We start from the raw sequence: 21,426 nt of genomic DNA on the forward strand, positions 1-21,426 counted from the left end.
CCTGCGGCACCCGCCCGGCCAACGCATGGGGCAGTTCGACCGCCAGTCCACGCGCCTGCACCTGGGGATCGGCAAACACCTGCGACAGATCATTGATCGGCCCGCAAGGCACACCGACCCGCTCCAACTGCGCCACCCACTCGGCCGTCGTCTTGAACACGGTGGCCTGGCGAATCAATGGAATCAGCACCGCACGGTTGGCCACCCGCGCGGCGTTGCTGGCAAAGCGCGGATCGTCCGCCCACTGCGGCTGACCCGCCACCTCGGCGAACTTGCGGAACTGCCCGTCATTGCCCACCGTCAGGATGAAATCGCCATCGGCCGTCGGGAAGTCCTGGTAAGGCACGATGTTCGGATGAGCGTTACCCAGGCGCTTCGGCGCCACCCCGGAAGTCAGGTAGTTCATCGCCTGATTCGCCAGGCACGCCACCTGTACGTCCAACAGAGCCATGTCGATATGCTGCCCACCGCCATCACGATCACGATGGGCGAGGGCGGCCAGGATCGCCACGGTCGAATACAGTCCGGTGAGGATATCGGTCAGGGCCACACCGACCTTCACCGGCCCGGCCCCTTCATCACCTTCGGGTTTGCCGGTCAGGCTCATCAGGCCACCCAGGCCCTGAATCATGAAGTCGTAGCCGGCACGCTTGGCGTAGGGCCCGAACTGACCGAAGCCGGTGATCGAGCAATAGATCAGGTTCGGGTTCAGCGCCTTGAGCGACTCATAGTCCAGGCCATAGGCCGCCAACCCACCCACCTTGAAGTTCTCGATCAGGATATCGGACTTCATGGCGAGCTCGCGCACCAGACGCTGGCCCTCGGGCCGGGTGAAGTCGATGGTGACCGATTGCTTGTTGCGGTTGGCCGACAGGTAATAGGCCGCCTCGCTGGTGTTCTCGCCGCGGGCGTCCTTGAGGAAGGGCGGGCCCCAGGCGCGCGTGTCATCACCGTTGCCGGGGCGCTCGACCTTGATCACCTCGGCCCCCAGGTCCGCGAGGATCTGGCCGCACCAGGGGCCGGCCAATACCCGCGACAAATCCAATACCCGCAGATGCGAAAGCGCGCCCATGAGGCCAGCTCCTGTCAGTAGAACGCCTGGAGGCCGGTTTGCGCACGCCCGAGGATCAGCGCATGCACGTCGTGGGTACCTTCATAGGTATTGACCACTTCCAGGTTGACCAGGTGACGGGCCACCCCGAACTCGTCGGAGATGCCATTGCCACCGAGCATGTCCCGCGCCATACGGGCGATTTCCAGGGACTTGCCGCAGGAGTTGCGCTTCATGATCGAGGTGATTTCCACCGCTGCGGTGCCTTCGTCCTTCATCCGGCCGAGGCGCAGGCAACCCTGCAGGGCGAGGGTGATCTCGGTCTGCATATCGGCCAGCTTCTTCTGGATCAATTGGTTGGCCGCCAGCGGCCGACCGAACTGCTGACGATCCAGGGTGTATTGGCGAGCGGTGTGCCAGCAGAACTCGGCAGCGCCCAGCGCTCCCCAGGAGATGCCGTAACGGGCGGAGTTGAGGCAGGTGAACGGACCTTTCAGGCCGCGCACTTCCGGGAAGGCGTTTTCTTCGGGCACGAACACGTTGTCCATGACGATTTCGCCGGTAATGGAGGCGCGCAGGCCGACCTTACCGTGAATCGCCGGTGCGCTCAGGCCTTTCCAGCCTTTCTCCAGGACGAAGCCACGGATATCGCCGGCATCATCCTTGGCCCAGACCACGAACACGTCGGCGATCGGGCTGTTGGTGATCCACATCTTGCTGCCGGTCAGGCTGTAGCCACCCTCGACCTTGCGCGCACGGGTGACCATCGCCCCCGGATCGGAACCGTGGTTGGGTTCAGTCAGGCCGAAGCAGCCGATCCACTCGCCAGTGGCCAACTTGGGCAGGTACTTCTGCTTCTGTGCCTGGGTACCGAATTCGTTGATCGGCACCATCACCAGTGAGGACTGCACACTCATCATCGAGCGATAGCCCGAATCGACGCGCTCCACCTCACGGGCGATAAGGCCGTAGCTGACATAGTTCAGGCCACTGCCGCCGTACTCGACCGGAATGGTCGCACCGAGCAGGCCGACTTCGCCCATTTCGCGGAAGATCGCCGGGTCGGTCTGTTCGTGACGGAAGGCTTCGAGCACCCGTGGCGCGAGCTTGTCCTGGGCGAATTGCTGGGCGGTGTCGCGAATCATCCGCTCCTCTTCAGTGAGCTGTTGATCCAGCAGCAGCGGATCGATCCAGTTGAAGCTAGCTTTAGCGCCCATCAGAGACTCCTCGCAAAACAGGTCAAATATCGTGGTTTGATCCTAGGCGCCGCTGGCAGATCCGGCAAACGAGGATTTCGCATGCTGTTGTGCTAATTTCTCACTCCGAAAGCTGCTCAACAGCCATTTACCAGCTCCTTTAGTGAGATTGCCGTACATGCGCAGGAAGATTCCCAGCACCGCCGCCCTGATCAGTTTCGAAGCCGCCGCTCGTCACGAGAGTTTTACCAAGGCCGCTGTCGAACTTTCCCTCACCCAGGGCGCCATCTGCCGACAGATCGCCAGCCTGGAGGAGTTCCTCGGCATCGAACTGTTCCGACGCTCGAGACGCGGCGTAAAACTCACTGAAGCAGGGCTTTCCTACAGTCGCCGGGTCGCCACACAGCTGGACGCGGTCGAACGCGATACCTTGTCCGTCATGGGCCAGCAGGGCGCGAATGTGATCGAACTGGCGGTGGTGCCAACCTTCGGCACGCAGTGGCTGCTGCCGCGGCTCAAGGACTTCCAGCACAAGCACCCGGAGGTCACGGTCAACCTGACCAACCGCACCCGACCTTTCCTCTTCGCCGACACCGATTTCGACGCCGCCATCTACTTCGGCGATGCCGACTGGTCGGGCACCGAGTCCCATCGGCTGATGGGCGAGAACCCGATGCCGGTATGCAGCCCGAGCCTGCTGGGCAACCGCCAGAGCCTGAGCGCCGCCGAGATCGCCGAGCTGCCGCTGTTGCAGCAGACCACGCGCCCCTACGCCTGGCGCCAATGGTTCAACGCCCAGGAGTTGAACATCCCCCGCGACATGACAGGCCCGCGCTATGAACTATTCTCCATGCTGGCCCAGGCAGCCATGCACGAGATGGGCATCGCACTGATCCCACCGTTCCTGATTCAACGGGAATTGGCGGAAAAACGCCTGGTGATCGCCAACCCCAGCGCTCTCACCAGTATCAAGGCCTATTACCTGATGATTCCCGAACGAAAAGTCGAATCGGCCTCCCTGCGAGCTTTTCGCGACTGGCTGGTAAACCAGGCACAGGGCTATAGCCTGCTGAATTAAAGGCTTTTGGCGATATTTGACCCGGTAGTCAAATACCCACAAAACCTACAGACATAATAATATGTCGCCTTTGTGCAAACTATAGCGGCTCCCCTGAAATTCGTACGAAAGTGCCGAAACTAAAGGCTTACAGGCACTTTTGCGACCAATATCGGCCCATTCACGCCACCGATTCGAAATTTCTCCATTTCCAACCAGAATTCTTCCAAGGCCTCTATTTTGCGGTCTTTCAGCCTATCAGTGCGACATTCGGTCACGGGGTGACTTGTAGTTAATTTTGCGTCACCCTTCATAATCTCTTGTAGGGTGGGTTTTTCGCCTGCAAAATGCCGCGCCCCGCCTGGAAAATGGCGGGATCGTGCTGATCGGCCGCTCCAGTCGCACCCTCCGCAGTGCACTGGCCTTCTTATAAAAAAGATCACGCAGGAGATTTGACGTGCACATTGGTGTTCCTCTCGAAACCCAGACAGGTGAGACTCGGGTTGCTGCAACTCCGGAAACCATCAAGAAGCTAGTCGGCCAGGGTCACAAGGTCACTGTTCAAAGCGGCGCCGGCATAGGTGCCAGCGTCATCGACAGTGCCTATGAGGCGGCCGGCGCCCATATCGGCAGCGCAGCCGAGGCCTTCGGCGCCGAACTGATTCTCAAGGTGGTGGCCCCCAGCGACAGCGAACTGGCGCTGATCAAGCCCGGTACCGTGCTGGTTGGCATGCTCAACCCCTTCAACAACGAAACCATCGCCAAGCTGGCCGACCGGGGTATTACTGCCTTCGCCCTGGAAGCCGCACCGCGCACCTCGCGTGCGCAAAGCCTCGATGTGCTCTCGTCCCAGGCCAACATCGCCGGCTACAAGGCAGTGCTGCTGGCCGCTCACTACTACCCACGCTTCATGCCGATGCTGATGACCGCCGCCGGTACCGTGAAGGCCGCCCGGGTGCTGATCCTCGGTGCCGGTGTTGCGGGGCTGCAGGCCATCGCCACCGCCAAGCGCCTGGGTGCGGTGATCGAGGCGTCGGACGTGCGTCCTGCGGTGAAGGAACAGATCGAGTCCCTGGGAGCGAAATTCGTCGACGTACCGTACGAAACCGACGAGGAGCGCGAGTGCGCGGTCGGCGTGGGCGGCTATGCCCGGCCCATGCCGGCCAGCTGGATGCAGCGCCAGGCCGTGGCCGTGCACGAACGGGCGAAACAGGCGGATATCGTCATCACCACCGCGCTGATCCCGGGGCGCAAGGCGCCGGTACTGCTGAGCGCCGAGACCGTGGCGCAGATGAAGCCCGGCTCGGTGGTGGTCGATCTGGCCGCCGCCCAGGGCGGCAACTGCCCGCTGACCGTCGCCGACCAGGTGGTGGTGGCCCACGGCGTGACCATCGTCGGCCCGACCAACCTGCCCGGCGAAGTCGCCGCCGATGCCTCGGCGCTGTACGCCCGCAACCTGCTGGATTTCCTGAAGCTGGTCTTCAACAAGGAAAAACAGTTCGAAGTGAACCTCGAAGACGACATCGTCGCCGCGTGCCTGATGTGCCGCGACGGCCAGGTCATCCGCAAGAACGCCTGAGCAGAGGACCCAGAAGATGGAAGAGCTTATCTCCCCCGGTATCTACAACCTGATCATCTTCGTGCTGGCGATCTATGTCGGTTACCACGTGGTCTGGAACGTGACACCCGCGCTGCACACGCCACTGATGGCGGTGACCAACGCCATCTCGGCGATCGTGATCGTCGGCGCCATGCTCGCCGCCGCCCTGACCGTGACCCCGCTGGGCAAGATCATGGGCACCCTGGCCGTGGCCCTGGCCGCCGTCAACGTGTTCGGCGGCTTCCTGGTGACGCGCCGCATGCTTGAAATGTTCAAGAAGAAAGCCCCGAAAGCCGGAAAAGAAGAGGCGCCCAAGTAATGAGCATGAATCTGGTAACGACGCTCTACCTGATCGCGTCGGTCTGCTTCATCCAGGCCCTCAAGGGCCTCTCGCACCCGACCACGTCGCGGCGCGGCAACCTGTTCGGCATGCTCGGCATGGCCCTGGCCATCGCCACCACCGTGGGCCTGGTGTTCAAGCTGGGGGCCGAGCTGGCAACCGCCGGCATCGGCTACGTGATCGTCGGCCTGCTGATCGGTGGCAGCGCCGGCTCGATCATGGCCAAGCGTGTGGAAATGACCAAGATGCCCGAGCTGGTGGCCTTCATGCACAGCATGATCGGCCTGGCCGCGGTGTTCATCGCCATCGCGGCGGTGGTCGAGCCGCAGTCGCTGGGTATCGTCAAGCACCTGGGCGACTCGATTCCAGCCGGCAACCGCCTGGAACTGTTTCTCGGCGCGGCGATCGGTGCCATTACCTTCTCCGGTTCGGTGATCGCCTTCGGCAAGCTGTCGGGCAAGTACAAGTTCCGCCTGTTCCAGGGCGCACCGGTACAGTTCGGCGGCCAGCACACGTTGAACCTGCTGTTGGGCCTGGCGACCCTCGCCCTGGGCCTGACCTTCATGTTCACCGGCAACCTGGCGGCCTTCGCCCTGATGCTGGCCCTGGCCTTCGTGCTCGGCGTGCTGATCATCATCCCGATCGGCGGCGCCGACATGCCGGTGGTGGTGTCGATGCTCAACAGCTATTCCGGCTGGGCGGCGGCGGGCATCGGCTTCTCGCTGAACAACTCGATGCTGATCATCGCCGGCTCCCTGGTGGGTTCGTCCGGCGCGATCCTCTCGTACATCATGTGCAAGGCGATGAACCGTTCCTTCTTCAACGTACTGCTCGGCGGTTTCGGCAACACGGCGGACGCCGGCGGCCCGGCCGGCTCGAAAGAGGCGCGGCCGGTGAAATCCGGTTCGGCCGACGACGCGACCTTCCTGCTGACCAACGCCGACACCGTGATCATCGTGCCCGGCTACGGCCTGGCGGTGGCCCGCGCCCAGCACGCGCTGAAGGAACTGACGGAAAAGCTGACCCACCATGGCGTGACCGTGAAGTACGCGATCCACCCGGTGGCCGGCCGCATGCCCGGACACATGAACGTACTACTGGCCGAGGCCGAGGTGCCCTACGACCAGGTGTTCGAGATGGAGGACATCAACTCCGAGTTCGGCCAGGCCGACGTGGTGCTGGTGCTGGGCGCGAACGACGTGGTCAACCCGGCGGCGAAAAACGATCCGAAGTCGCCGATTGCCGGCATGCCGATCCTCGAGGCGTTCAAGGCCAAGACCATCATCGTCAACAAGCGCTCCATGGCCAGCGGCTACGCCGGCCTGGATAACGAACTGTTCTACCTCGACAAGACCATGATGGTCTTCGGCGACGCGAAGAAGGTCATCGAGGACATGGTCAAGGCCGTCGAATAAGCCTTGCTCCAGCGCAATACCAAAAACCCCATCCTTTAGTAGGTTGGGGTTTTTCTTTGCCTGCGAAAAACCGACCAAAGGCTCTGAATCAGGGGTCGGCATTCGACCTTGGTCGCGCGGCGAAACTTTTTGAAACCTCTAGACTGCGCATCTTGCTTCCGTTGCCCGAGAAAAAAATCCATGTACCGTGATCGTATTCGCTTGCCTTCTCTTTCCAGTAAGGTGATGAGCGCGGCTGATGCTGCCGCACTGATCCAGGACGGCATGACCGTCGGCATGAGCGGTTTCACCCGCGCCGGCGAAGCCAAGGCCGTGCCCCATGCTCTAGCCGAACGCGCCAGGCAGGAGCCGCTGAAAATCACCCTGATGACCGGCGCCAGCCTGGGCAACGATCTCGACAAGCAACTCACCGAAGCCGGCGTGCTGTCGCGCCGCATGCCGTTCCAGGTCGACAACACCCTGCGCAAGGCGATCAACGCAGGCCAGGTGATGTTCATCGACCAGCACCTGTCGGAAACCGTCGAACAGTTGCGCAACAAGCAACTCAAGCTGCCGGACCTGGCAGTCATCGAGGCGGTGGCGATCACCGAGCAGGGGCATATCGTGCCGACCACCTCGGTGGGCAACTCGGCCAGCTTCGCGATCTTCGCCAAGCAGGTGATCATCGAGATCAACCTGGCGCACAACCCGAACCTGGAAGGCCTGCACGACATCTATATCCCAAGCTATCGGCCGACCCGCACGCCGATTCCGCTGGTGAAAGCCGACGACCGCATCGGCAGCACGGCGATCCCGATCGACCCGGCGAAGATCGTCGCCATCGTCATCACCGAGCAGCCCGACTCGCCGTCCACCGTGACGCCGCCGGACAGCGAAACCCAGGCCATCGCCGACCACCTGATCGCCTTCCTTAAAGAAGAAGTGGCCGACGGCCGCATGACTAACAAGCTCGGCCCGCTGCAGGCGGGGATCGGCAACATTGCCAACGCGGTGATGTGCGGCCTGATCGATTCGCCGTTCGAAGACCTGACCATGTACTCCGAAGTGCTGCAGGACTCGACCTTCGACCTCATCGATGCCGGCAAGCTGTCCTTCGCCTCCGGCAGCTCGATCACCCTGTCGGACCGCCGCAACAGCGACGTGTTCGGCAACCTCGAGCGCTATAAAGAGAAGCTGGTGCTGCGCCCGCAGGAAATCTCCAACCACCCCGAGGTGGTGCGCCGCCTGGGCATCATCGGCATCAACACCGCCCTGGAGTTCGATCTGTACGGCAACGTCAACTCCACCCATGTCTGCGGCACGCGGATGATGAATGGCATCGGCGGCTCCGGCGACTTCGCCCGCAACGCACACCTGGCGATCTTCGTCACCAAGTCGATCGCCAAGGGCGGCGCCATCTCCAGCGTGGTGCCGATGGTCAGCCACGTCGACCACACCGAACATGACGTCGACATCCTCGTCACCGAAATCGGCCTGGCCGACCTGCGTGGACTGGCGCCACGTGAGCGGGCGCGAGTGATCATCGACAACTGCGTACACCCCATGTACCGCGCTGCCCTCAATGACTACTTCGAGCGCGCCTGCGCCCTGGGCGGCCATACCCCACACATCCTGCGCGAAGCACTGAGCTGGCACATCAACCTGGACGAAACCGGGAAAATGCTCGCCGACTGATTGAAACAGTTCCCCGCTGACGCCAACACAGTTTCGTCAGCGGGGCGACCGATCCGTACGAACCAGAAAAAACTGTACTGCTGTACCGGTCTTTTTTTCCTCCAACTCCCCTCTCAACCTCCTCACCTGGGCAAAAACGCACCAATATTGTGCGAATAGGTACAGTTGCCTCAATTCCGAGCAGTACAGCCCCTATAAACAGTTAACTGGTCCCTCACAATACAGGTGAACTGTATCTAGAGAGACTGGGCAAATGAGAGGATCATTGGCATCAGTCGAAGTTAAACCACTCCCTGATCCCGCCAAAAGCGGAAGGATGTCAACCATGGAACGTACACTCAGTTCCGAACTGTTCTACGAAAACACCGCCACTGAAGCCAAAGCCTCTCTGCCTCTGCGCATTCTGGCCAACCTGATGCTGTGGCAGCGCCGTATCGCCAGCCGTCATCAACTGGCTCGTCTGGACGCACGCCTGCTGGCCGACGCCGGCATCAGCGAAGCACAGCGCTACGAAGAGCTGAGCAAGCCGTTCTGGCGCTAAGCAGCGCCCGCTGGCCCTGACCCCCGGGGTTCACCGCCAGCAACCGAATTGAAACGACAGAGCCCGTCGCGGGAAACCGCGACGGGCTCTGTCGTTTTCGGGCAGGCGTTTTTTGGGCAAGGAACCGTGAAAGGGGATTACAGGTACAATTTCAATAAATCAAAAATATGACCAGTACAGTTAATCAAATCCGACGAAAAGGCTCTAGGTCGCCCATCAGGGCGGTGAAACCGGCTTTCCGCCACCCGGGAACTGCGCCTAATATCGCGGTCACAGGTAGCCCGCAGCACGGAATGTGCGTCTGAGGTTCATCGTTCCCGTGTTCGAGCGGCCGTTTCTGTCTTGCTGTTCCTCTTCCACGTCCAGGAGATTCATCATGTCCCGTCTTCGCCTGCTCGGCGCTGCCAGCCTGTTGTGCATGGCCGCCACCGCCCACGCCAGCAGCTTCATCGCCACCACCGATGCCCTGGTCGGTGCGCTCCAGGCCACCACCGACACCACGTCCGACGCGACCTCGTCGCTGCGTGACAACAAGATCGTACGCGCCGCCCGGGACGACGCCGCCAGCTTCGTCGCCAGCGAAGGCCGCATCCGCGGGGTGAAACTGGAAAGCGCCTTCGACACCATCCGCCGCCAGGCGCCACAGCTGCAGGCCAGCGACGCGCAACTGGCGCAGGCGATCCTGGCGATCTGACGAGCACCATCGTCAAAAGGAGCATGGCTTGCCCGCGAAGAGGCCGGCAAGTCTTGCGCACCAGCATGGAATCGCTCACAAAGAGAGGCCATCCCAGGTCCTCGCAAGCGCGGCGCAGACCACCGCGCTGGTCCTGACCGGCTCATTCCGCTAGCCTTGACGCTCGTTCAATCAGCCATCGAGACTCATGCGTTCATTATCCTTATTGCTCATAGCCCTCAGCTGGATCACTCAGGCCCACGCATTCGACATGACTACCCAAGGCGTCGTCGTCAGCGGTTATGTCACCAGCCAGGTGACCACCGCGCCCTTCGACCATAAACTGATACTGGCGGCCCGGGATGATGCCGCCGCCTTTGTCGCCAGCGACGGGCTGGTGCGGGGAGCGCAGCTGGAGTCGGCCTTGACCTGGTTACGCCAGAGCCGGCCAAAACTTCATGCAAGCGACCTTGAACTGGCCGAGGCAATTCTCGTCCAATAGTCACTTCTGTATCCGGAGACACTTCATGCGTACCCCCTGATCGCCGCCGCCCTCGGCTTGTTGTTGCTGGCCGATGCGGCCTCGGCGCATACCCTGGTGGCCACCAGCAACATCATCGTCCGTGCTTCGGGTCGCACCATCGACTTCACCTCGGACACCACCACCTCGATCCGTGATTCGAAAGTGGTCCGCGAAGCCCATGACGACGCCGCCAGCTTCGTCGCCAGCCATGGCGAGATCCGCGGCGCGCAACTGGAAGCCGCCTTCAACGCCCTGCGCACCCAGGTGCCGGAAGCCCGCGACGCCAGCGACCAGACCCTCGCCGAAGCCATTCTCGCCCTGTGAGGCCGTTTGCCGGCTGGCTGCTGGCCTGCGCACTGTTGCTTGGCGGCAACGCGGCCCAGGCCAGCCTGCAATTGCAGCTCAACGGCGACGGCCTGAGCCTGGCCGAACAGCGCGCCAGCCAGGCGCTGCTGGATGAAGCGATCGCCCACCTGCCACCCCGCTTCATCGAGCAGTTGGACCGGCGCATCACTCTGAGCTGGTCGACCCGGATGCCGGACAACGCCTATGGCGAGGCGTCCCTGGTCGCGGAAATCGAGCTCAACCGCAATCTGTTGCCCGGCCTGGTCGACGGCTCGGCGGCGACGAAGAAGACCCACCGTCCCCACGGCACCGTACGCGAGGAAATGCTCGCCACCGTGCTGCACGAGCTGACCCATATCTACGACCGCGCCCGCCTGTGGCCCGACGCCGAACGCCGGCTGATCCAGCGCTGCACTCGCCAGAACGACAACACCGGCCTGGTCGGCCTGCGCGATGAATGCCGCGGCCAGATCGATCGACGCTTCACCCTCAGCGATGACCCGCGCCTGCTGGACCTGGCCGGCTGGCCGCAATCGGTCGGCACCCGCGGCCAGCGCGAGCAGCACAACAAGCAGGTGGCCCGCAGTCCGGACCTCTACGAGACCACCAACCCCAAGGAGTTCGTCGCGGTCAACATGGAGTATTTCCTCCTCGACCCGGCCTACGCCTGCCGTCGTCCGGCGCTGTACCGCTACTACCAGGAACGTTTCGGCTGGGCGCCGCCGGGCAAGGACGACTGCGCCAAGGCCTTCCCGTTCCTCAATGCCGGCAACGACTTCGGCAAGACGCCCCTGGGCCGCATCGACCCGGAACGGGTCTATGAAGTCGACTACCTGCTGGCCGAGGCCAACCAGAACTGGGTCAGCCGCTGGGGCCACAGCATGCTGCGCCTGGTGATCTGCGCCCCCGGCCGGCCACGCGGGCCGGATTGCCGGCTGGACCTGGACCAGCACCTGGTGCTGTCCTACCGTGCCTTCGTCAACGATGTGCAGCTCTCGACCTGGGGCGGCCTGACCGGCGCCTACCCGTCACGCCTGTTCGTGCTGCCGCTGGCCCAGGTCATCGACGAGTACACCAAGACCGAGCTGCGCAGCCTGGCCTCGGTACCGCTGAAACTGTCGCGCCGGGAAATCGAGGAAGTGGTCGAGCATGCCGCCGAGATGCACTGGAGCTACGACGGCAACTACTACTTCGTGACCAACAACTGTGCGGTCGAGACCCTCAAGCTGTTGCGCAGCGGCACCGACAACGCCCAGCTCAAGGGCCTGGACAGCATCATGCCCAACGGCCTGCTGGAAGTGCTCAAGGGCAGGGGGCTGGCCGACACCAGCGTGCTCGACGACCCGCGCGAGGCCCTGCGCCTGGGCTATCGCTTCGACTCCTACCGGGACCGCTACCAGGCAATGTTCGAGGTGCTGAAACAGCATCTGCCGATCAAACAGGAAACCGTCGAGGACTGGTTGACCCTGCGCCCGGCGGAACGCCGCCCCTGGTTCGCCCAGGCCGACCTGCGCACCAGCGCCGCCTTGCTGCTGCTGGAGCAGGCGGGTTACCGGCGGCAGTTGCTGCTGGCCCAAGACGAGGTCAAGCAGAAGTACCTCGGCGGGCGCGAGATCAAGGACGGCGGCATGGACCAGGCCAACCGCACGCTGCAGGCGATCCTCGCCAACAGCGGCTTCCTCAGCCGACCGGCGGAGTTGCTGGGCAGCAGCGGCTATGGTCTGCCGCAGCCGGGCGAATGGCAGCGCCTGGAGGCCGAGAGCGCCCAGCGCCAGCAACAGTTGCAGCGCCTGACCGGCGACCTCGACAAGGAAGTGCGCAAGCTGCTCGACCCCGCGCGCGAAGCCGAGATCGAGGCCAGCGAGGCCAACCTGAAGATGGTCGGCGAACACCTGCGCAGCCTGCACAAGGCGGCGGGGGGGCTGGAGTTGCCCTGAGCCGGACGCTGTAGTGACTGTTGCGGCCCCTTCGCGGATAAATCCTGCTCCCACAGTAAACCGCGCCTGACGCAAAGGCAGTGAACACCACCTGCCCCGAGGGAGCAGGATTTATCCGCGAACGGCGCAATACAATTCCCAAACCAACCTCCCGCCACGAAAGCTGGCTGAAAGCTTCCCCCATTAGCATCGCCTCACCGCCGGCACCAGACCGGTCGGCCGGGACGTGCCCCACAGGCACGCCCACGGCCCAATCAACAACAACAATGGTGATACCGATGTCCGCTACGACCCGCCTGTTCGCTGCAAATCCGCCCGTAACGCTTGCGATAGCCCCGCGCTGATCCCCCAGCCGCTTCGCCTTTCCCTAGCCGCGTTACGTCCGGAGTACTCCCATGCTGACTTTCCTTGGCTTCGCCATGGTCATTACCTTCATGTACCTGATCATGACCAAGCGCCTGTCCGCGCTGATCGCCCTGATCATCGTGCCGATCCTCTTCGCCCTGTTCGGCGGTTTCGGGGGCACCATCGGCAAGATGATGATCGAAGGCATCACCAAACTCGCGCCGACCGGCGTGATGCTGATGTTCGCCATTCTCTATTTCGCCCTGATGATCGACTCCGGCCTGTTCGACCCGGCCGTGCGCAAGATTCTCAAGCTGGTCAAGGGCGACCCGCTGAAAGTTTCGGTCGGCACCGCGGTGCTGGCCCTGGTGGTCTCGCTCGACGGTGACGGCGCCACCACCTACATGATCTGCGTTGCCGCCATGCTGCCGCTGTACAGCCGCATCGGCATGAGCCCGCGGATCATGGCCGGGCTGATCATTCTCGCCGGCGGCGTGATGAACATGACCCCCTGGGGTGGCCCGACCGCCCGTGCCGCCAGTGCGCTGCACGTCGACCCGTCGGATATCTTCGTGCCGATGATCCCGGCGATGTGCGCCGGCGTGCTGGCGATCCTGGTGATCGCCTACTTCTACGGCAAGCGCGAACGGGCCCGCCTGGGCGAGTTGCACATCCTCGGCGATGACATCGACCACAGCGAAATCAGCGTCTCGCAATTCCCCGAGGCGCGCCGGCCGAAACTGATCTGGTTCAACGGCGCCCTGACACTGGGCCTGATGTGCGCACTGATCGCCGGCCTGCTGCCACTGCCGGTGCTGTTCATGGTCGCGTTCAGTATCGCCATGATCGTCAACTACCCTTGCCTGCAGCAGCAGAAGGATCGCATCGCCGCCCACGCCGGCAGCGTCCTGGCGGTGGTCGGGCTGATCTTCGCCGCGGGCATCTTCACCGGCATCCTGTCCGGTACCGGCATGGTCGACGCCATGTCCAAGAGCCTGCTGGCGGTGATCCCACCGGCACTCGGCCCGTACCTGGCGGTGATCACCGCACTGGCGAGCATGCCGTTCACCTTTTTCATGTCCAACGATGCGTTCTATTATGGCGTGCTGCCGGTACTGGCCGAAGCCGCCAGCCATTACGGCATCAGCGCCGTGGAAATGGCACGTGCCTCGATCGTCGGTCAGCCCGTCCACCTGTTGAGCCCACTGGTGCCGTCGACCTACCTGTTGGTGGCACTGGCCGGCATCGAATTCGGCGATCACCAGCGCTTCACCCTGAAATGGGCTGTACTGGTGTGTCTGTGCATACTGGTGGGCGCACTGCTGCTGGGGACATTCCCGCTCTTCGGCAGTCTATAACGACAACGATTCACCGCCAGCCCGGCGAGCGCCGCAGGGCTGGCCCAACACACGAGCAAAGGAACACACATGGATTGGCTGACCAACCCGGAAATCTGGGTGGCCTTCTTCACCCTGACCGCCCTGGAGATCGTCCTGGGCATCGACAACATCATCATGATCTCGATCCTGGTCAGCCGCATGCCCAAGCACATGCAGCAGCGCACCCGGATCTTCGGCCTGGCCCTGGCGATGATCACGCGGATCATGCTGCTGCTGTCGATCACCTGGGTCATGCGCCTGACCGCCGACCTGTTCGTGGTCTTCGGCCAGGGCATCTCCGGACGCGACCTGATCCTGTTCTTCGGCGGCCTGTTCCTGCTGTGGAAAAGCTCCCAGGAGATCTACCACGGCCTGGAAGGTGAGGACGAGACCGCCGACGACGAGCCCAAGGGCAAGGGCGGCAACTTCCTCTACACCATCATCCAGATCGCGATCATCGACATCGTGTTCTCCCTGGACTCGGTGATCACCGCCGTCGGCATGGTTTCCCATGTGCCGGTGATGGTCGCGGCCATCGTGGTGGCGGTGCTGGTGATGATGCTGGCCTCCAAGTCCATCGGCGACTTCATCGACAAGCATCCGTCGCTGAAGATGCTCGCGCTGTCGTTCCTGATCGTGGTCGGTACCGTGCTGATCGCCGAGGCCTTCGAAGTGCACGTACCCAAAGGCTATGTCTACTTCGCCATGGCGTTCTCGCTGGCCGTGGAGGCGATCAACATCAAGATGCGCACCGCGATGGCGAAAAAGAAGGCACAGAAGGATCCGGTGAAACTGCGCAAGGACATTCCGGGTCAATAAACCCGCAGCGCACTGAAGAAACAGGAAAGGGGCCCAGGCGTGGCCCCTTTCTTGCTTTTCATTCATGACAGTTTTGTTTCAGAAATGGCGACAGCCATGCGATGCTGGCGCTTGTCCCGATAGCCGGCTACAGCTTAAGGACAAGACGTAGAAAGGCACGCGATACCTTCAACTTGCCCCTCTGGGGCACCGGCATCCCAGGGGGCCCGACATGCTGACCCTGCTCAATCTGCTTTCCGCCGTGACCCTGCTGATCTGGGGCACGCACATCGTCCGCACCGGCATCCTGCGGGTCTACGGCTCCAACCTGCGCCAGGTGATCGGCCAGAACATGGCCAGACGCCCGCTGGCCTTCGTCGCCGGCATTCTGGTCACCGCCCTGGTGCAGAGCAGCAACGCCACGGCGATGCTGGTGACCTCCTTCGTCGGCCAGGGCCTGATGGCATTGACCCCGGCCCTGGCAACCATGCTCGGTGCCGACGTCGGTACCGCGCTGATGGCCCGGGTGCTGACCTTCGACCTGTCCTGGCTGTCGCCGCTACTGATCTTCCTGGGGGTGATCTTCTTCCTCTCGCGCAAGCAGACCCGCGCCGGTCAGCTCGGCCGTGTCGGCATCGGCCTGGGGCTGATCATCCTCGCCCTGCAACTGATCGTCGAAGCCGCCGCACCGATCACCCACGCCCAGGGCGTGAAGGTGGTGTTCGCCTCACTGACCGGCGATATCCTGCTCGATGCCCTGGTCGGCGCGCTGTTCGCGATGATTTCCTACTCCAGCCTCGCCGCCGTGCTGCTCACCGCGACCCTGGCCGGCGCCGGGGTGATCGGCCTGCCGGTGGCCATCGGCCTGGTGATCGGCGCCAACATCGGCAGCGGCGTGCTGGCCTTCCTCAGTACCAGCATGCAGAACGCCGCCGGCCGCCAGGTCGCGCTCGGCAGCCTGCTGTACAAGCTGATCGGCCTGCTGCTGATCATTCCCGTGCTGACCCCGCTGGTGAACTGGCTCGACGGCCTGGACTTCAGCCCGCAGGAAACGGTGATCGGCTTTCATCTGCTCTACAACACCGTGCGCTGCCTGATCCTGCTGCCCAGCGTCGGACCGATGGCGCGGCTGTGCGCCTGGCTGCTGCCGGAACAACCGGAAACCAACGGCAAGCTCAAGCCCCGCCATCTCGACCTGGCGGCCCTCGCCACCCCCGGCCTGGCGCTGTCCAACGCCGCCCGCGAAACCCTGCGCATCGGCGACCTGATCGACAGCATGCTCGCCGCCATGCTCGACGTGCTGCGCGGCAAGCAGACCGCCGTGGCCATCGAGATGCGCCGCCTGAGCGATGACGTCGAAGTGCTCTACAGTGCGGTCAAGCTCTACCTGGCGCAGATGCCGCGCGAGGACCTGGGCGAACAGGACAGCCGGCGCTGGGCGGAGATCATCGAGCTGGCAATCAACCTGAAACTGGCAGCCGACCTGATCGAACGCATGCTGCGCAAGGTCCAGCAACAGAAGACCGCCAAGCGCCGCTCGTTTTCCGAGGATGGCCTGGAGGAACTGGCCGGCCTGCACAGCCAACTGATCGACAACCTGCGCCTGGGCCTGTCGGTGTTCCTCAGTTCCGACCCGGAAAGCGCCCGGCAACTGCTGCGGGAAAAACGCCGGTTCCGCGCCCAGGAGCGACGCCTGGCCCACGCCCACGTCAGCCGCCTGCAACGAAAGATCGTACAGAGTATCGAGACCAGTTCCCTGCATCTGGAGCTGATTGCCGACATGAAGCGTTTGAATTCGTTATTCTGCAGCAGCGCCTACGTGGTCCTGGAAACCTCCGAGACCGGGGCGCTGGCCTCGGAAGAAACAGCCGATATCACCCACTCGCCCTGAACGTCCACGGTTCGACCGTTGTCTGTGCGTAGGAACCCGTCCGCGGAAATTGGTTATGCGTTGCCTGCTGTTCGTTTGCCTGCTGTTCACGCTGATCCCCGCCCAGGCCCTTGATCGCTTCCAGGTCGAGGGCTACCAGTTGCCCAACGGCCTGCAACTGCTGCTCAAACCGGGCAGCGAGCGTGGGCACGTGTCGATCCGGTTGGTGGTGGGCGTCGGTTTCGACGATTTCGCCTGTGCCGACAAGGAGCTGCCGCACCTGCTCGAACACCTGCTGTTCAGCGGTATCGACGCCAGCGGCGAAGGCGGCCTGGAAGAACGCATGCAGGCCCTGGGCGGCGAATGGAACGCCTATACCAGTGACGCCGACACCACCTTCGTGATCGAGGCGCCGGCCGCCAACCAGCGCAGGATTCTCGACCTGCTGCTCGCCGTGCTGACCAGAACCCGCTTCAGCGATGCCGATATCGCCGCCGCCAAGCAGGTGGTCGAGCGCGAGGACGGCGGGCATTACTCGCACCTGCAACGCTGGCTGGACATTCAGCAGACCGGCCATCGCAGCAGCGAGCAGCTGGCCGTGGAGCTCGGGCTGAAATGCCGCGAGCGGGCAGGGGTCGCGGACCTCACCCGGGAACAGCTGGAGGCGCTGCGCAAGAACTGGTACGCACCGAACAACATGACCCTGATCATGGTCGGCGAGCTCGACCGCCTGCTGCCGGCCTATCTGGATCGGACCTTCGGTGCACTGGAGCCGGTGGAGCCCAACGATCACCTGCCGCTGCCGCAGATCCTGCACCATGCCGCCGCCGAGCGGGACCTGATCCGTGGCTGGGTCGGCAACGGCGCGAAGATCCATTGGCTGTTTCCCGAACCGGCACTGGAGGACCAGCCCGACGCGGCCGTCGACCTGCTCAAGGACTACCTGGACTGGGCGCTGTATCGCCAGTTGCGCCTGGCCCACAGCCTGTCCTACGGGCCCTGGAGCGAGCGCGAAGTGCTCGGTGGCGTCGGTTTCTTCAGCCTCAATGCCGATGTCGAGCGGGACAATCTGGGCCAGGCCAGACAGGTGCTGGCCGACCTGAAGACGCAGTTGCTCAGGGACGGCCTCGACCCGGCCACCTTCGCCCGCCTGCAGCAGGCCGCGATCGCCCGCCAGGCCTGGGCGGTGCAGGGCAACAGTGCGTTGGCCGACTATTACTGGGGGCCCTGGGCGATTACGAGGACGGCCACTTCAGCAACCCGGCCAAGGCCCTGCAGGCGGTGACTCTCAAGCAGGCCAACCAGGCCCTGCGCAAACTGTTCGAACAACCGGGCTACCTGCGGGTCGAGAAGCCGCTGCTCAGCTATGACCAACTGATGTGGCTGGGTGCCAGCCTGCTGGCATTGCTGGTGCTGATTCCCCTGGGATGGCGGGCCTGGCGCCGGCGCTAGCCGCACCCCTGGCAGGAGCGGGCTTGCCCGCGAAAGCGCCCCCGAGGCCGCCAAGGGCTTCGCGGGCAAGTCCGCTCCCACCAAAGGGGCCTCCAGGGGTGCTGTCAGGCAGCGGGATCGCTCCCATCCCTGGCACTAAAACTGTATTGTGTCGGGCCATTTCGCACCCCAGTCCAGTGAACCACCGCATGACCAAGCTGACCCTTCTCATCCAGCGCGTCCTCGAACTGATGAAGCGTTACCCGGGAGCCATCGCCGCCTTCGGCTTCTGCTCGGGGATTGCCAGCTTCATCCTGGTCGACCGCCAGCAGAGCAAGGCCAGCCTGATCGCCATCGTGCTGTTGCTGAGCTGGGTCTGGCTGATGCTGGAAAACACCCTGACCCAACTGTTCAGCCGCCTGTTCAAGCGCGAAATCCCCGAACCGCTGCTGCGCTACGCCACGCAACTGATCCACCAGGAAAGCCTGTTCTTCGTCCTGCCGTTCTTCTTCATCACCACCACCTGGAACAGCGGCCAACTGATCTTCACCAGCCTGCTCGGCGCCGCGGCACTGGTGTCGATCACCGACCCGCTGTATTACAAATGGCTGGCGCCCAAGCGCTGGCTGCTGCTCGGCCTGCACACCCTGACGCTGTTCGCCGCCATGCTCACGGCGCTGCCGATCATCCTTCACCTGACCACCGCCGAAAGCTACAAGCTGGCCTTGGGTACCGCGCTGCTGCTGTCGATTCCGAGCCTGGCGGTGAGCCTGCCGCTGCGCAACCTGCGCGGCTGGCTGATGCTGGTCTGCGTGACCCTGGCCATCGGCGGCGCCGGCTGGCTGCTGCGCTCCTGGGTGCCACCGGCGACCCTGTGGATGACCGAAGTCGCGGTGACCACGCAACTGCAGGACCGCACCCCCGGCGCCAGCCTGGAGCAGGTCGACGCCGCCCAGGTGCGCAGCGCCGGCCTCTATGCCTACACCTCGATCAACGCGCCACGGGGGCTGGATGAGCGGATCTACCATGTCTGGGAGTTCAACGGCCGTGAAGTCGACCGGATCGCCCTGGACATCCACGGCGGGCGCAAGGAGGGCTACCGGGCCTGGACCCACAAGCAGAACTTCCCCGCCGACCCCAGCGGCAGCTGGCTGGTACGGGTGCTGACCGAGGACGGGCAGATGCTCGGCGTGCTGCGTTTCGAGATCACCGGTCCGGCAAAGACCGCACAAGGGTCCTAGTGATGGATCAGGCTATCGTGCTATTACAGTGGTTTGCGTAGACGCCTGTTAAGCCCGGAAGCCCATGATCATCAGCACGACGGCCGGCAACGCCCAGCTGGACACCTCGACGAGCCCCGCACGGCTGCGGATCAGCGGTGACTGGACGCTGGCCCACTACAGCGTCCTGAAACGCCGCAGCGCCGAGCTGCTCGGCCACTATGACGCGAGCACCACCGTCGACCTGGACCAGTTGGGCGCCCTCGACACCGCCGGCGCCTCGCTGCTGGTGGAGTTGCTGGGCGCCCAGCGCCTCGGGCAACTGGCCGAGCACAGCGAACACCTGTCCGCCGCCGACCGCGCGCTGTTGCAGACCGTCTACTGCTCCCTGACTGACTTCTGCGTCCCGGTCAGGGAGCCGGAACAGGCCGCCGGCATGCAACTGCTCGAACGGATCGGCCGGGCCGTCGACCAGGTCTGGCAGGACACCCGGCAACTGCTCGGCTTCATCGGCCTGATCCTCGAAACCCTCGCTCGCGGTCTGCTGCGACCCTCGCGCTGGCGGCTCACGCCGATGGTCGCGCATATCGAGCAGACCGGCCTCGACGCCGCTCCGATCATCGCCCTGCTGACCTTCCTGGTCGGTGCCGTGGTGGCGTTTCTCGGCGCGACGGTGCTGGCCAGTTTCGGCGCCAGCATCTTTACCGTGGACCTGGTGGCGTTCTCCTTCCTGCGTGAATTCGGCGTACTGCTGACCGCCATCCTGATGGCCGGCCGCACCGCCAGCGCCTTTACCGCCCAGATCGGCTCGATGAAAGCCAACGAGGAGATCGACGCCATTCGCACCCTCGGCCTGGACCCCATGGAACTGCTGGTGCTGCCACGGGTGCTGGCACTGCTGATCGCCCTGCCGATGCTGACGTTCCTCGCCATGCTCTGCGGGATCGTCGGCGGAGGCGTGGTCTGCGCGCTGTCGCTGGGGATTTCGCCGGCGATGTTCCTGTCCCTGCTGCAGGCCGACATCGGCCTCCAGCATTTCCTGGTCGGCCTGGTGAAGGCTCCGTTCTTCGCCTTCCTGATCGCCGCGGTGGGTTGCCTGGAGGGCTTCAAGGTCAGCGGCAGCGCCGAATCGGTCGGGGCCCACACCACCTCCAGCGTGGTCCAGTCGATCTTCATCGTGATCGTGCTCGACGCCGTCGCCGCGCTGTTCTTCATGGAGATGGGCTGGTGAGCCGGGTAGCAAGGCCGCCCAGCGAGGCGGTGATCCAGGTTCGCGGGCTGTGCAACCGCTTCGGTGCGCAGAGCGTCCACGAAAATCTCGATCTCGACCTGTACAAGGGCGAGATCATGGCGGTGGTCGGCGGCTCCGGCACCGGCAAGTCGGTGCTGATGCGCAGCATCATCGGCCTGCGCCGGCCCAGCGACGGCCAGGTACGGGTGTTCGGCCAGGACCTGCCGAGCCTGCCGGAACAGGCCCGTTCTCAGGTCGAGCGGCGCTTTGGCGTGCTGTTCCAGCAGGGTGCGCTGTTTTCCTCGCTGACCGTGGTGGAAAACGTCGCCCTGCCACTGATCGAACACGCCGGCCTCAGCCGCGCCGACGCCGAACACCTGGCCTGCGTGAAACTGGCGCTGTCCGGCCTGCCGCTGTCGGCCGCCAACAAGTACCCGGCGTCGCTGTCCGGTGGCATGATCAAGCGTGCCGCCCTGGCTCGCGCACTGGCCCTGGACCCGGACATCCTGTTCCTCGACGAGCCCACCGCCGGTCTCGACCCGATCGGTGCCGCCGCCTTCGACCAGTTGATCCTGACCCTGCGCGACGCCCTCGGCCTGAGCGTGTTCCTCATCACCCATGACCTGGACACCCTCTACACCATCACCGACCGGGTCGCGGTGCTGGCGCAGAAACGCGTGCTGGTGGCCGACGCCATCGACCGGGTCGCCGAAACCGACGACCCCTGGATTCACGAATACTTCCACGGCCCGCGGGGCCGCGCCGCCTTTGACGCGGCCACACCGCTCAAGGAGGGATGA

General features: G+C 63.8%; 18 protein-coding genes and 1 pseudogene (1 of these 19 only partly in view). 17 read left to right on the plus strand and 2 right to left on the minus strand.

Annotation, left to right across the window (positions count from 1 at the left end):
* Positions 1 to 1,072, minus strand: partial view of a CaiB/BaiF CoA transferase family protein gene (locus ACM62G_RS11200; RefSeq protein ID WP_273824966.1) — the 5' portion only. The gene continues 149 nt to the left of window position 1, outside the view; the window shows 1,072 of its 1,221 coding nt (coding positions 1-1,072); its start codon is at positions 1,070 to 1,072; its stop codon lies beyond the left edge, outside the window.
* 14 nt (positions 1,073 to 1,086) lie between these two features.
* Positions 1,087 to 2,268 carry an acyl-CoA dehydrogenase gene (locus ACM62G_RS11205; RefSeq protein WP_273824964.1) on the minus strand — a complete coding sequence of 394 codons (1,182 nt, stop codon included), beginning with the start codon at positions 2,266 to 2,268 and terminating at the stop codon, positions 1,087 to 1,089.
* 157 nt (positions 2,269 to 2,425) lie between these two features.
* Here ACM62G_RS11205 and ACM62G_RS11210 point away from each other — a divergent pair, with 157 nt between their 5' ends.
* From ACM62G_RS11210 to ACM62G_RS11290, 17 genes and pseudogenes are all read left to right on the plus strand, one after another.
* Positions 2,426 to 3,325 (plus strand): LysR family transcriptional regulator, encoded by a 900-nt coding sequence (locus tag ACM62G_RS11210; RefSeq protein ID WP_054059139.1) that lies wholly within the window; start codon positions 2,426 to 2,428, stop codon positions 3,323 to 3,325.
* A gap of 436 nt (positions 3,326 to 3,761) precedes the next feature.
* Positions 3,762 to 4,883 carry a Re/Si-specific NAD(P)(+) transhydrogenase subunit alpha gene (locus ACM62G_RS11215; RefSeq protein WP_054059140.1) on the plus strand — a complete coding sequence of 374 codons (1,122 nt, stop codon included), beginning with the start codon at positions 3,762 to 3,764 and terminating at the stop codon, positions 4,881 to 4,883.
* Between the two features lie 16 nt (positions 4,884 to 4,899).
* Positions 4,900 to 5,223 (plus strand): NAD(P) transhydrogenase subunit alpha, encoded by a 324-nt coding sequence (locus tag ACM62G_RS11220; protein ID WP_054059141.1) that lies wholly within the window; start codon positions 4,900 to 4,902, stop codon positions 5,221 to 5,223.
* Positions 5,223 to 6,659: an NAD(P)(+) transhydrogenase (Re/Si-specific) subunit beta gene (locus ACM62G_RS11225; protein ID WP_054059142.1), complete on the plus strand. Its 1,437-nt coding sequence runs from the start codon at positions 5,223 to 5,225 to the stop codon at positions 6,657 to 6,659. Before ACM62G_RS11220 ends, ACM62G_RS11225 begins: the two co-directional genes overlap by 1 nt.
* A gap of 180 nt (positions 6,660 to 6,839) precedes the next feature.
* A complete protein-coding gene (locus ACM62G_RS11230) occupies positions 6,840 to 8,333 on the plus strand; it encodes an acetyl-CoA hydrolase/transferase family protein (RefSeq protein WP_419737168.1) in 1,494 nt (497 codons plus the stop codon).
* A gap of 325 nt (positions 8,334 to 8,658) precedes the next feature.
* Complete coding sequence (locus tag ACM62G_RS11235; RefSeq protein ID WP_017902681.1) at positions 8,659 to 8,874, plus strand: DUF1127 domain-containing protein; 216 nt, start codon at positions 8,659 to 8,661, stop codon at positions 8,872 to 8,874.
* Between the two features lie 376 nt (positions 8,875 to 9,250).
* Positions 9,251 to 9,568, plus strand: a complete 318-nt coding sequence (locus ACM62G_RS11240; protein ID WP_054059144.1) for a DUF2388 domain-containing protein — start codon at positions 9,251 to 9,253, stop codon at positions 9,566 to 9,568.
* A gap of 187 nt (positions 9,569 to 9,755) precedes the next feature.
* Complete coding sequence (locus ACM62G_RS11245) at positions 9,756 to 10,049, plus strand: DUF2388 domain-containing protein (RefSeq protein WP_054059145.1); 294 nt, start codon at positions 9,756 to 9,758, stop codon at positions 10,047 to 10,049.
* A gap of 6 nt (positions 10,050 to 10,055) precedes the next feature.
* Positions 10,056 to 10,394, plus strand: a complete 339-nt coding sequence (locus ACM62G_RS11250; protein WP_419737511.1) for a DUF2388 domain-containing protein — start codon at positions 10,056 to 10,058, stop codon at positions 10,392 to 10,394.
* Positions 10,391 to 12,352 (plus strand): DUF4105 domain-containing protein, encoded by a 1,962-nt coding sequence (locus ACM62G_RS11255; protein WP_419737169.1) that lies wholly within the window; start codon positions 10,391 to 10,393, stop codon positions 12,350 to 12,352. The genes ACM62G_RS11250 and ACM62G_RS11255 overlap by 4 nt, the downstream gene beginning before the upstream one ends.
* 395 nt (positions 12,353 to 12,747) lie before the next feature.
* The gene (locus ACM62G_RS11260; protein ID WP_054059149.1) at positions 12,748 to 14,055 is read left to right on the plus strand and encodes a CitMHS family transporter; all 1,308 of its coding nucleotides are present in this window, start codon (positions 12,748 to 12,750) and stop codon (positions 14,053 to 14,055) included.
* Positions 14,056 to 14,124: 69 nt separating this feature from the next.
* Positions 14,125 to 14,895: a TerC family protein gene (locus ACM62G_RS11265; protein WP_054059150.1), complete on the plus strand. Its 771-nt coding sequence runs from the start codon at positions 14,125 to 14,127 to the stop codon at positions 14,893 to 14,895.
* Between the two features lie 211 nt (positions 14,896 to 15,106).
* A complete protein-coding gene (locus ACM62G_RS11270) occupies positions 15,107 to 16,765 on the plus strand; it encodes a Na/Pi cotransporter family protein (RefSeq protein WP_054059151.1) in 1,659 nt (552 codons plus the stop codon).
* Between the two features lie 55 nt (positions 16,766 to 16,820).
* Positions 16,821 to 18,196: pseudogene (locus tag ACM62G_RS11275) on the plus strand (M16 family metallopeptidase).
* Between the two features lie 188 nt (positions 18,197 to 18,384).
* Positions 18,385 to 19,416, plus strand: a complete 1,032-nt coding sequence (locus ACM62G_RS11280) for a DUF5924 family protein (RefSeq protein WP_416771214.1) — start codon at positions 18,385 to 18,387, stop codon at positions 19,414 to 19,416.
* Positions 19,417 to 19,480: 64 nt separating this feature from the next.
* Positions 19,481 to 20,626, plus strand: a complete 1,146-nt coding sequence (locus ACM62G_RS11285) for an ABC transporter permease (RefSeq protein WP_054059154.1) — start codon at positions 19,481 to 19,483, stop codon at positions 20,624 to 20,626.
* Positions 20,623 to 21,426 carry an ABC transporter ATP-binding protein gene (locus ACM62G_RS11290; RefSeq protein ID WP_054059155.1) on the plus strand — a complete coding sequence of 268 codons (804 nt, stop codon included), beginning with the start codon at positions 20,623 to 20,625 and terminating at the stop codon, positions 21,424 to 21,426. The genes ACM62G_RS11285 and ACM62G_RS11290 overlap by 4 nt, the downstream gene beginning before the upstream one ends.

Origin of the sequence: Pseudomonas sp. COR18 (assembly GCF_048568395.1) — a bacterium.
GTDB classification, from domain to species: Bacteria; Pseudomonadota; Gammaproteobacteria; order Pseudomonadales; family Pseudomonadaceae; genus Aquipseudomonas; species Aquipseudomonas fuscovaginae_B.